Below are 10605 nucleotides of genomic sequence, written 5' to 3' on the forward strand. Positions count from 1 at the left end.
CCCGGCATATGACAGCGGTCCCCGCCAGAGTCAAATTGGCATTACGGTTTCAGCGGAAGGAAACCCAACAGCAAAAGACCAGTTCCGGCCGGAATACCAAACAACCACGCGCGTTTGCGCCACCCGGGCTGCTGTTGCTTCCACGCCATACGAAAGTTGTGACCGCACACGACAGCCGCAAAGAAGATCAGCGCGGCAACGGGGGGCGTAAGATAGAGTTCATTCAAAGGCTTAAGCTCCCTTTTCTGACCTGCGTTTGGCCAACTCGTGCAATTGTACCCTATACAGGTCGTTTAGCTGCGCTAAGGTGAAAGGGAAAGACTTTGCAAGAACCAAAAGGAGATTGCCCATGGCTCCAACCTCTTACCAGTCGCCGTCGCGCGGTGACAAGGCTGACAAGACAACCTACAGCCAATCAGCGGAATCAAACCTGTCGCATTCGCAGACGACCGTGGCCAAGTTGCTTGAGGGTAAAGGGGATGCGGTGTTTTCGGTGCGGCCTAATGATACCATCCATTCGGTGGTGAACACGCTCAAGGAAAAGCGGATTGGCGCTGTTCTGGTGACAGATCAGAACGGGGCATTGCAAGGGATCTTGTCGGAACGCGACATCGTGCGTCGCATGGCCGATACGCCCGGACAGACCCTGCCACAGTCGGTCGAAGACCTGATGACCAGGGATGTAAAGGCCTGTACGCCCGAGGATACGCTGAATGACGTGCTGAAAACCATGACCGAAGGGCGTTTCCGCCATATGCCGGTTCTGCGTGATGGCAATTTGTGCGGTGTCATCACTATCGGTGACGTGGTGCATTTCCGTCTGAGGGAATTGGAGTATGAAGCGCTTCGCATGAAGCAGATGATCGTAGGATAGTTTCAACCGGTTGAAAAAAACCTGACACTGCCGCCGTTTATTTCAGCGGCAGTTAATCTGCCTGAGGCAAAGGCACCTGTATCGATCGACACAACCCGGTTTCTAATCTGGGGGTGGCTTACAATAGTATGACCGTGAACAACCCATTGCGCGTCGCTGCGTGCAAGCCGTGGAAACATCGGATGACCCCAAAGACAGATCTGGCGATCCTGGGATTGAATGGATTGCCGCGGATCAAGTGCCGCGTGGACAAAGGTGACGTTGCCGCTGGTCCAGGTCAGCGGCAGATTTTCAAGCCAGTCCAGCAAGCTGTCGCCCATCTTGTGCCGCAGACGCTCTGCCAGTTCAGGCAGATGCTTGCCACTGTCCAACTCGTCGGGACATTCGAGACCGAAAGATGCCAAAGTTTCCGCTCCGCCGTTATGAAACCAAAGCCTGGCGTATCGTTCCGGGTCGTTTACAAACTGCAGCAGCATCTCTTCGTGATTGCCAAGCAGGCATTGAACCCGCCCGTCTGACGCCTCACTCAGGTGATGCAAATGCCGCAGTACCTGCGCGCTGTATGCCCCCCGATCGATGTAATCGCCCAGAAAGACCAGCGGGCTTTGATCGTCGAGTCGTGGCAAAACCGCCTGAAGCAAATCAAGACGGCCGTGAATATCACCGACAGCTGTCACCTTTTCCGCGGGTGCCACGTCGCATAGCATCGCATTGGTGCTTTCCTTCGCCGCGGATTGGAACCGCCGTCTGATCCAGTCTTTTATCATGGCATTTGATCCCTACCTGCCCTGCGTAGTGGTCGCAATCAACAACTGTTTGAGTAGGCAAAGTGTTGACCACGAGCCTTAGATTGTCCGATATGGCCCGCAGGATGTTCGCAAGCAGTTGATCTGATGATAGGATCAACGCCTTTCGATCAGCGATGAATTTGCAGTGAGTTCTGAGGGTTTCATGAAACGAGTATTGATTACAGGTTCTGCCGGGTTCATCGGGTTCCACCTGGCCAAGTTGCTTTTGGCAGAAGGGTTTCAGGTACATGGCTATGACGGGATGACCGACTATTATGATGTGACCCTGAAACAGCGTCGACATCAGATACTGCTTCAAACCCCGGGATTTACGGCAACTGAAGACCGTTTGGAAAACTTTGACCGTCTTGTGCAGGTCGCTGAGGAGTTTCAGCCCGATGTCATCGTCCATCTGGCCGCGCAGGCAGGCGTGCGGCACAGCCTTGAATATCCTCGCAGCTATATCGAGTCGAACGTTGTGGGCACGTTCAATGTGATGGAAATCGCGCGTCAGCACAAAGTGGAACACCTTTTGATGGCGTCGACCTCATCAATCTACGGTGCAAACGAGGACATGCCGTTCATCGAAACAGAAAAAGCCGACACCCAACTGACGATCTACTCCGCCACTAAAAAGGCAAATGAGGCGATGGGGCATTCCTATGCCCATCTGTGGGATCTGCCGACCACCATGTTTCGATTTTTTACCGTTTACGGCACTTGGGGGCGCCCCGATCTGGCCTATTTCAAATTCGTCGCTGCGATACTGGATGGCAGACCAATCGACATCTACAATCATGGCGACATGTATCGCGACTTCACGCATGTAGAAGACCTTGTGCGTGGGATCAGGTTGCTGATCGATGTTCCGCCGGTCCGCCCGACCAGCCGCGCGGATATCGAAGATGGTGACAGCTTGTCGCCCGTTGCACCGTACCGCATCGTCAACATTGGCAACGGAGACAAGGTGCGTCTGATGGATTTCATAGAAGCCATCGAAGAGGCTGTTGGCCAGAAAGCGGTCAAAAACTTCATGCCAATGCAGATGGGCGATGTTCATGCCACCTGGGCTGACAATCGGCTGTTGCAGCGGCTGACGAATTATCGCCCGCAGACCGACCTGAAGGACGGTATCGCACAGTTCGTCGCTTGGTATCGGGACTATTACAGAAAATAGGTCGATCTGGCGCCGGAATGAAAAAACCGGCGCACTCAGCGCCGGTTACTTTAGTTACCCGCCAAAATCGTCGAGCATGATGTCTTCGCGATCCACGCCCAGATCCAGCAGCATGTTGATAACCGACTGGTTCATGATTGGCGGTCCACACATGTAGTATTCACAATCCTCGGGTGCCGGGTGGTTCTTGAGGTATTCTTCGAACAGAACGTTGTGGATGAAGCCGGTATAGCCTTTCCATTCATCCTCGGGCTGTGCATCCGACAGAGCGACATGCCATTCAAAATTGTCGAACTCATCCGCCAGTTGGTCGAAATCCTCGACAAAGAACATCTCTTTCTTGGACCGCGCACCGTACCAGAAACTGATCTTGCGGTCGCGGTTCTCAAGGCGTTTGAGCTGGTCAAAGATGTGGCTGCGCATCGGTGCCATACCGGCGCCACCACCGATGAAGACCATTTCCTTCTTGGTTTCACGTGCGAAAAACTCGCCAAATGGACCCGAGATTGTGACTTTGTCGCCCGGCTTCAGGTTGAAGATGTAGGACGACATCTGTCCCGCCGGAATTCCTTCTGAGCCCGGAGGCGGTGAAGCAACCCGGACGTTAAGCATGATCATGCCCTTTTCATCCGGATAGTTGGCCATCGAATAGGCGCGCTCGATAGGTTCGTTCACAACCGACTCATATTGCCATAGATTGAAGCGATCCCAATCCTCGCGATATTCTTCCTGCACGTCGAAATCAGTGTATTTCAACTGATGAGCGGGCGCTTCGATCTGGATGTAGCCCCCGGCACGGAAATTCACATCCTCGCCTTCGGGCAGGTCTAGGGTAAGGGCCTTGATAAAGGTCGCAACGTTGTCGTTCGAGCGAACTGTGCATTCCCATTTCTTGACGCCAAAGACCTCTTCTGGAACCTCGATTTCCATGTCCTGTTTCACCGCTACCTGACAGGATAGACGGTCGCCACAGGAGGCTTCGCGCTTTGTTATATGGCTTTCTTCGGTCGGCAGGATCGAACCACCACCCGAATGCACTTTCACGCGACACTGGGCACAGGTACCACCACCACCGCAGGCTGACGGAACAAACAGTTTTTCGGCCGCCAATGTTTGCAGCAGTTTGCCACCCGCCGGAACCGAGATAGTCTTTTCACCATTGATGGTGATGTTGACGTTGCCGGTCGACACCAACTTTGACCGAGCAGCCATAATGATGGCCACCAGCGCCAGAACGATCAGGGTGAATAGGACAACGCCGAGCGAAAAGGTTTCCATTCTCACGCCCCCCTTACAGTTTCACGCCCGAGAAGGACATAAAGGCCATCGCCATCAGTCCGGCGGTGATAAAGGTGATGCCCAGCCCCTGAAGCCCGTCCGGCACATCCGAGTATTTCAGCTTTTCGCGCACGCCTGCCATCGCGGTGATTGCCAGCGCCCAGCCGAAACCGGATGAGATGCCATAGGTGGTCGCCTCGGCAAAATTATAGTCGCGTTCGACCATGAACAGCGAACCACCTAGAATGGCACAGTTCACAGTGATCAAAGGCAGGAAGATCCCCAGCGCGTTGTAGAGGGGCGGGAAATATTTATCGAGGATCATCTCGAGGATCTGAACCATCGCTGCGATCACGCCGATATAGGAAATCAGCCCGAGAAAGGTCAGATCCACATCCGGGAACCCGGCCCATGCCAATGCACCCGGTTTCAGCAGGAAGGACAGCAACAGGTTGTTGGCGGGCACGGTGATCGCCTGCACCACCATGACTGATATTCCCAGCCCGATGGCAGTCGAGATCTTTTTCGACACGGCGATGAAGGTACACATGCCAAGGAAAAAGCTGAGCGCAAGGTTTTCGATAAAGACGGCCTTCACGGCCAGAGAGATAAGCCCTTCCATCAGTGCGCCTCTACCTGCTGGATTTTGTATTCACGTTCTTCAACCTGGTTCGGCTTCCACGTGCGGAAAGCCCAGATCAGCAGGCCGATCACGAAGAACGCCGAAGGTGGCAGCAGCAACAGGCCGTTGGGCACGTACCAACCGCCATTGTTGACCGTTTGCAGGATTGTCACGCCGAACAGGCTGCCCGATCCGAACAACTCCCGGATGATGCCCACCAGCATCAGGATCAGGCCATAGCCCATGCCGTTGCCCAAACCGTCGACGAACGAGGCCACCGGCGGGTTCTTCATGGCGAATGCTTCGGCACGGCCCATTACGATGCAGTTGGTGATGATCAGGCCGACAAACACCGACAGCGTCTTGGAAATCTGGAAGGCATAGGCCTTCAGTATCTGATCCACCAGAATCACGAGTGAGGCGATGATCACCATCTGCACGATGATCCGGATCGAGCCCGGGATCTGGTTGCGCAAAATCGAAATAAACATCGACGAAAACGCCGTCACCGACGTCACCGCTATGGCCATGACAAAGGCCACTTGCAGTGATGATGTAACAGCCAGTGCCGAACAGATACCCAGCACCTGCAAGGTGATCGGGTTGTTGTCGACAAGGGGGTCGACCAGCAGCTCTTTCTTGGTCTGCGACATCAGATCTCTCCTGCTTGCAACTTGGCCAGGAACGGCGCGTAACCCGCATCGCCCATCCAGAATTTCACAAGGTTGTCGACCCCGCGCGATGTCAGGGTCGCGCCCGCCAGCGCATCTACGAAAAACTCGGGCCCGGCCGCTGGTTGTGACTTGGCGACGGTGATCTGCAAGGCGCCCGCGTCATCATGCAGTTTCTTGCCGTTCCACAACGCCTTCCAACGCGGGTTGTCCACCTCGGCACCCAGACCAGGCGTTTCACCATGCTGATAGAATTGCAGGCCGAAAATGTCGTTGCCGTTCTTTTCCAGCGCGATGAAGCCATAAAGCGTGGACCACAACCCATAGCCATGCAGCGGCAGGATCACCTTGTCCAACGCTCCGCTGTCGTCGCGCAGCAGATAGATGACCCGATACTTTGCCTTGCGACCAATGCCTGCGGGGTCATCGTCAAGGGCAACACTTAATTCCGGATCACCGGCAGCGGCCAGATCGTCAAAGGTGGCTGGGTCGAACTGATCGTCCGCAAATTCGCCCGTCGCCAGATCCAGAACATGCGGCTCGAACGCGGCAAAGGCCTGGCTGACATCAATGCCGGGTTCATACACCCCCGCCACCTGCAGAATGTTGACCTGCTTGTCCTTCAGCTTGTTGGCCTCCTGCACCGGGCGCAGGCTGACTGCCGCGGCCGACACGATCATCGAGGCAACGAGACAAACCGCAACAGCGATGAAGATCGTTTTGCCAACCGAATCCGGCGAGGCCGCCAGAAACCGGGCAATCGCGCCCTTGCGTTCAGGGGATTGCGTATCAGACATGGCGACGCGCCCTCCGTTTGATGTTGGCCTGAACGACAAAATAGTCGATCAGCGGTGCAAAGACGTTGCCGAACAGAATGGCCAGCATCATACCTTCGGGGAAGGCTGGGTTGATCACACGAATTAACACAACCATGACACCAATCAGTGCACCATAGATATAGCGCCCGACATTGGTGTGGCTTGCCGAGACCGGCTCGGTCACCATGAAAGCCAGACCAAAGGCGTAACCGCCCAACACGACATGCCAGTACCATGGCATTGCGAACATCGGGTTCGTCTCGGACCCGATCAGGTTCAACAGCCCGGTGAACGCAATTGTGCCCGCCAGACATCCCAAAATCAGCCGATAGTTGGCAATCTTGGTGATCAGCAGGAAGGCCAGACCGATCAGGCAGGCCAGAGTCGAGGTTTCCCCGATACTGCCCTGAATGGTGCCGTAAAACGCGCTCCACCAGGTGATACCGTCAACGGCCAGTGCCTGGTAGCCTTCGGCAGCCGACACAGCCAGAGCCGTCGCCCCGGAAAACCCGTCGACCGGGGTCCAGACAGCATCGCCCGACATCTGCGCGGGATAGGCAAAATACAAAAACGCCCGCCCCACCAAGGCGGGGTTGAGGAAATTCTTACCAGTGCCGCCGAATACCTCTTTGCCGATCACGACACCAAAGATAATCCCCAGGGCAACCTGCCACAGGGGTGTGGTTGCAGGCATGATCAGGGCGTAAAGCATCGAAGTGACAAGAAAGCCTTCATTCACTTCGTGGCCGCGGACCGTTGCGAAAATGACCTCGAAAATACCGCCTGCCACCAACGTGACGACATAGATCGGCAGGAAGTACATAAGCCCGTGCATGACATTGGCAAAGATGCTGTCCGGATTCAGCGAAATGCCAAAAACCTGAAGAATTGCAATCCGCCAGCCGGTCGCAGACTCTGGGCCAAGCGCGGCAATGGCCGAATTTGCCTGATAACCGGTGTTCCACATTCCCCACAGGATGCAAGGAATAGTGGCAATCACGACATATGTCATGATCCGCTTCATATCTACATAAGACCGCGCATGAGGAGCAACGGTGGTTACGGTTTTCGGAGTGTAGATGAAGCTTTCCACCATCTCGTAGATCGGAAAAAGCTTCTCGTACTTGCCGCCCTTGGTAAAGTTCGGCTCGATCCGGTCAAAGAAGTTACGCAATCCCATTCGGATCAGCCCTCCTTTTCAATCTTGTTCAGGCAGTCGCGCAGTGCCAGCCCGTATTCGTATTTCGCCGGACAGGCAAAGCCCACAAGGCCCAGATCCTCTTCGTCCAGCTCAAGCGCTCCCAGTGCCTGAGCCGTATCCGTATCCATCACCAGCAAGGCCCGAAGCAATTGTGTGGGCAGGTAATCCTGCGGCATCAACTCTTCGAACACGCCTGTTGGCACCATTGCACGGCGGCCACCGTTCAGGTTGGACGTAAAAGCATAGAGTTTTCTGGAAAAGGCCGAGCCCAATACTGGCTGGACGGAATACTTGGAAGGCATTGGCCGGATCCAACCCATCGGAATCTGATCGTGATCCTCTCGGATGATACAGATTTGACGGGCAAACCGGCCCAGATATGCGGTCGGTCCGTCGGCATGTTGACCCGACAGGATCGAACCCGAGATAATGCGGGGCGTTCCGTCCACACTTACCTCACCTCGTGTCAAGTCGTCCGTGGACGCGCCCATCACGGTGCGGATCAAACGCGGCTGACGCGCACCGGGCCCGGTCAAGGCGATCACAACACTCGGATCCAGACGCCCGGTCTGCATCAGGCGGCCAATCGCGATGGTGTCCTGATAACCGATAGTCCAGACTTGCTTTTCCCCCGCAATCGGTTCGAGGAAGTGAATATGCGTTCCTGCCAGGCCCGATGGATGTGGACCGGAAAACGCCACGGCCTCGACACCGGCAACATCCGCGCCGGGGATCGTGTCGCCTTGTTTCTGGCAAAGATAGGTTTTGCCCTCTGTCAGCTTGCTGATTGCTACCAACCCAGCGGCAAAGGCCTCGGGTGCCTCGGCAATGATCGTGGCGGCATCAGCCGCCAATGGGTCACTGTCCATGGCTGTCACGAAAATCGCGTTCGGTTTGGCACCGGGTTCCGGCATTTTCGAATAAGGCCGCGTGCGGAATGAAGTCCATAGACCCGCGGTGCACAGTTTTGCAGTCACGCCTTCGGCGCTATGCGCATCGCCCACGCTCGAAAAATCCAAGCCCGTGTCATTGGTGTCGGACACTTCGATGACGACGCTCTGCAACACCCTGCGGGCACCCCGGTTGATGGCAACAATCTTGCCAGTCACCGGTGCGACCATCATCGCGTCAGGCGCATCTTTGTGACAAAAGAGCGGCGTACCCCGCTCGACACTATCACCTTCCTGCACCAGCATCTTTGGCTTCAGGCCAATGTAGTCCCCACCCAGAACACCAACGGTCGAGTATTCCGGACCCGGATGAATGGTTTGGTCGGGAGCGCCTTCCACTGGCAGGTCCAACCCTTTTTTAAGTTTGAAAGTTTGCATACCGCTACGTTCTTCCAAGCCTCTTTCCTGCGCCAGCCCTGCCGACACCCTTTAGGGGTCATGCAATAACGCGGTTTTTTCCGGTGCCCATCGCAAAAGCGTCGAAACGGGTCCAAATTCCGCAGGCGTATTTCTGATCACGGACCCTTTACGCGCGGATGCCCGCAAACGCAAACCTGTTACCGCCGAAAGTTAAGATCAAACTGCAAAATCTTGGAGTTTTCCCTCAAGATGGCCAAAAATTCGGGTCAAAATTGCGTGTCGCGCCCGCTGAACTTCCAGTGTAAGCAACCGGAATGAAAAAAGACACAGACTTCGAAATCTTTCTGATTGCCACCCCGGGCCTTGAAGCCCCCCTCTGTGCCGAGGCGCAGTCCAACGGGTTCGCTCAGGTCAAGACGATTCCAGGGGGTGTCATTTGCCGTGGTTCGTGGTCCGAGGTCTGGCGCGCCAACCTGACCTTACGCGGTGCAAACAAGGTTCTGGTTCGTCTGGGCAGTTTTCCTGCCGTGCATTTAGCCCAATTGGACAAACGTGCGCGCAAATTCCCGTGGGGCGAGTTCCTGCGCTCCGGTGTTCCGGTCAAAGTCGAGGCCACCAGCCGCAAATCCAGAATATATCATGCCGGTGCCGCACGGCAGAGAGTTGAACAAGCGATATCCGAAACTCTGGGCGCTCCGATATCTTCCGACGCCGATGTCAGGATCTTGCTGAGAATCGAAAAGGACATCTGTACATTTTCCGTCGACAGTTCTGGAGAGCTTTTGCACAAGCGTGGTCATAAAGAAGCAATTGCCAAAGCGCCAATTCGCGAAACGATGGCAGCCATGTTTCTGCGTGACTGCGGATTTAGCGGCAATGAACCGGTGTTGGACCCGATGTGCGGTTCGGGTACTTTCGTGATCGAAGCCGCCGAGATTGCCCTGGGGCTGCGCCCTGGTCGGTCCCGCAGTTTTGCGTTTGAAAACCTTGCGGGCTTCGACCCTGACCGCTGGCAAGACATGCGCAGCGAGTCAGAGGTCGCTGAGTGTTTTCTCACCTTCTGTGGCTCTGACCGCAACGCCGGAGCTATCGAAGCCGCAACAGCCAACGCCGAGAGAGCGCAGGTAAGCGCCAACACGCGTTTTCAACAGCTTTCCGTCAGTGACATCAAACCCCCTGCGGGACCCGCCGGGCTGGTCATTGTGAACCCTCCCTACGGGGCGCGAATTGGAGATGAAAAGCGTCTGCGCTCTGTCTACGGAGCCTTGGGTAAATCTTTGATGAGCCGGTTTCGAGGATGGCGTGTTGGGATTGTGACCAGCGCTCCGGCTTTGGCTCGGGCGACCCGCCTGCCTTTGCTGGCACCCGGTCCGGTGGTAGACCACGGAGGCACCAAGATCCGCCTGTACAAAACAGACGCTCTGCCATGAGAGTCGCGTGACCTGCCTTGCCCATCCGATACCGGTTCAAAGACGGCAGATTCAGATGATCGCTTCTCAAAATCCTCTTGCGCATCGGAATAGCCCCGTATAGATCACCCGCCACGGTCGGAGTGTAGCTCAGCCTGGTAGAGCACTGTCTTCGGGAGGCAGGGGTCGGAGGTTCGAATCCTCTCACTCCGACCAAATTAGCCAAGCAAAAACATTAACTTAGCTTCATATCGCTTCCCATGAATGCAATGCTCACCGTGCCAGACTGGCACGGAACATCGGGAAAGGCTGATTCATGAGTTACAGAAATCACCGAAAACAAGTCCGCGCATCCACTTGTTCCTTGTGAGCAGCCTCATCTGACTGGTCCAAGTTGATTGTTAGTGCATCATCGGCCTGTGATCCATCGGGATGATGGTTTCAGGTGCCGGCGGGC

11 protein-coding genes and 1 tRNA gene are annotated in these 10605 nt (G+C 55.5%); 4 read left to right on the forward strand and 8 right to left on the reverse strand.

Features of this window, described 5'->3' with window-relative positions; all coding sequences use genetic code 11:
* Window positions 1-41 precede the first annotated feature (41 nt).
* Window positions 42-227 carry a hypothetical protein gene (locus tag ACR0BZ_RS17025; RefSeq protein WP_480920821.1) on the reverse strand — a complete coding sequence of 62 codons (186 nt, stop codon included), beginning with the start codon at window positions 225-227 and terminating at the stop codon, window positions 42-44.
* A 122-nt stretch (window positions 228-349) separates the two neighbouring features.
* Between ACR0BZ_RS17025 and ACR0BZ_RS17030 the strand changes: the two genes are divergently transcribed.
* On the forward strand, window positions 350-874 hold the full coding sequence (locus ACR0BZ_RS17030; protein ID WP_480483689.1) for a CBS domain-containing protein: 525 nt from the start codon (window positions 350-352) through the stop codon (window positions 872-874).
* Window positions 875-876: 2 nt separating this feature from the next.
* Here ACR0BZ_RS17030 and ACR0BZ_RS17035 read toward each other — a convergent pair whose 3' ends face one another.
* Window positions 877-1641: a metallophosphoesterase family protein gene (locus ACR0BZ_RS17035; RefSeq protein ID WP_480483688.1), complete on the reverse strand. Its 765-nt coding sequence runs from the start codon at window positions 1639-1641 to the stop codon at window positions 877-879.
* A gap of 184 nt (window positions 1642-1825) precedes the next feature.
* On the opposite strand from ACR0BZ_RS17035, the gene ACR0BZ_RS17040 reads away from it, so the two are divergent.
* Window positions 1826-2839 (forward strand): NAD-dependent epimerase/dehydratase family protein, encoded by a 1014-nt coding sequence (locus ACR0BZ_RS17040; RefSeq protein WP_480920822.1) that lies wholly within the window; start codon window positions 1826-1828, stop codon window positions 2837-2839.
* Window positions 2840-2893: 54 nt separating this feature from the next.
* Here the strand turns inward: ACR0BZ_RS17040 and nqrF are convergent, their stop codons facing one another.
* Genes nqrF through ACR0BZ_RS17070 form a run of 6 tightly spaced genes read right to left on the reverse strand, consistent with a single transcriptional unit; the run spans window position 2894 to window position 8757 of the window.
* On the reverse strand, window positions 2894-4117 hold the full coding sequence (gene nqrF / locus ACR0BZ_RS17045; RefSeq protein ID WP_480920823.1) for an NADH:ubiquinone reductase (Na(+)-transporting) subunit F: 1224 nt from the start codon (window positions 4115-4117) through the stop codon (window positions 2894-2896).
* A gap of 13 nt (window positions 4118-4130) precedes the next feature.
* Window positions 4131-4739 (reverse strand): NADH:ubiquinone reductase (Na(+)-transporting) subunit E, encoded by a 609-nt coding sequence (nqrE, locus tag ACR0BZ_RS17050; protein ID WP_209507136.1) that lies wholly within the window; start codon window positions 4737-4739, stop codon window positions 4131-4133.
* Window positions 4739-5392, reverse strand: a complete 654-nt coding sequence (locus ACR0BZ_RS17055; RefSeq protein WP_480920824.1) for an NADH:ubiquinone reductase (Na(+)-transporting) subunit D — start codon at window positions 5390-5392, stop codon at window positions 4739-4741. The genes nqrE and ACR0BZ_RS17055 overlap by 1 nt, the downstream gene beginning before the upstream one ends.
* On the reverse strand, window positions 5392-6207 hold the full coding sequence (locus ACR0BZ_RS17060) for a Na(+)-translocating NADH-quinone reductase subunit C (protein ID WP_267365756.1): 816 nt from the start codon (window positions 6205-6207) through the stop codon (window positions 5392-5394). The genes ACR0BZ_RS17055 and ACR0BZ_RS17060 overlap by 1 nt, the downstream gene beginning before the upstream one ends.
* Window positions 6200-7408: an NADH:ubiquinone reductase (Na(+)-transporting) subunit B gene (locus tag ACR0BZ_RS17065; RefSeq protein WP_480920825.1), complete on the reverse strand. Its 1209-nt coding sequence runs from the start codon at window positions 7406-7408 to the stop codon at window positions 6200-6202. The genes ACR0BZ_RS17060 and ACR0BZ_RS17065 overlap by 8 nt, the downstream gene beginning before the upstream one ends.
* Before the next feature lie 5 nt (window positions 7409-7413).
* A complete protein-coding gene (locus ACR0BZ_RS17070) occupies window positions 7414-8757 on the reverse strand; it encodes a Na(+)-translocating NADH-quinone reductase subunit A (protein ID WP_480487449.1) in 1344 nt (447 codons plus the stop codon).
* 296 nt (window positions 8758-9053) lie between these two features.
* Between ACR0BZ_RS17070 and ACR0BZ_RS17075 the strand changes: the two genes are divergently transcribed.
* Both ACR0BZ_RS17075 and ACR0BZ_RS17080 read left to right on the forward strand, forming a co-directional pair.
* Window positions 9054-10169: a THUMP domain-containing class I SAM-dependent RNA methyltransferase gene (locus ACR0BZ_RS17075; RefSeq protein WP_480920826.1), complete on the forward strand. Its 1116-nt coding sequence runs from the start codon at window positions 9054-9056 to the stop codon at window positions 10167-10169.
* A gap of 118 nt (window positions 10170-10287) precedes the next feature.
* Window positions 10288-10364, forward strand: a tRNA-Pro gene (locus ACR0BZ_RS17080).
* Window positions 10365-10605 lie beyond the last annotated feature (241 nt).

Source organism: Ruegeria sp. P8 (genome assembly GCF_056534665.1).

Coding starts and splice junctions, on each gene's coding strand:
- ACR0BZ_RS17030 (WP_480483689.1), top strand. CDS start 350: ATGGCTCCAACCTCTTACCAGTCGCCGTCGCGCGGTGACAAGGCTGAC.
- ACR0BZ_RS17035 (WP_480483688.1), bottom strand. CDS start 1,641: ATGATAAAAGACTGGATCAGACGGCGGTTCCAATCCGCGGCGAAGGAA.
- ACR0BZ_RS17040 (WP_480920822.1), top strand. CDS start 1,826: ATGAAACGAGTATTGATTACAGGTTCTGCCGGGTTCATCGGGTTCCAC.
- nqrF (WP_480920823.1), bottom strand. CDS start 4,117: ATGGAAACCTTTTCGCTCGGCGTTGTCCTATTCACCCTGATCGTTCTG.
- nqrE (WP_209507136.1), bottom strand. CDS start 4,739: ATGGAAGGGCTTATCTCTCTGGCCGTGAAGGCCGTCTTTATCGAAAAC.
- ACR0BZ_RS17055 (WP_480920824.1), bottom strand. CDS start 5,392: ATGTCGCAGACCAAGAAAGAGCTGCTGGTCGACCCCCTTGTCGACAAC.
- ACR0BZ_RS17060 (WP_267365756.1), bottom strand. CDS start 6,207: ATGTCTGATACGCAATCCCCTGAACGCAAGGGCGCGATTGCCCGGTTT.
- ACR0BZ_RS17065 (WP_480920825.1), bottom strand. CDS start 7,408: ATGGGATTGCGTAACTTCTTTGACCGGATCGAGCCGAACTTTACCAAG.
- ACR0BZ_RS17070 (WP_480487449.1), bottom strand. CDS start 8,757: ATGCAAACTTTCAAACTTAAAAAAGGGTTGGACCTGCCAGTGGAAGGC.
- ACR0BZ_RS17075 (WP_480920826.1), top strand. CDS start 9,054: ATGAAAAAAGACACAGACTTCGAAATCTTTCTGATTGCCACCCCGGGC.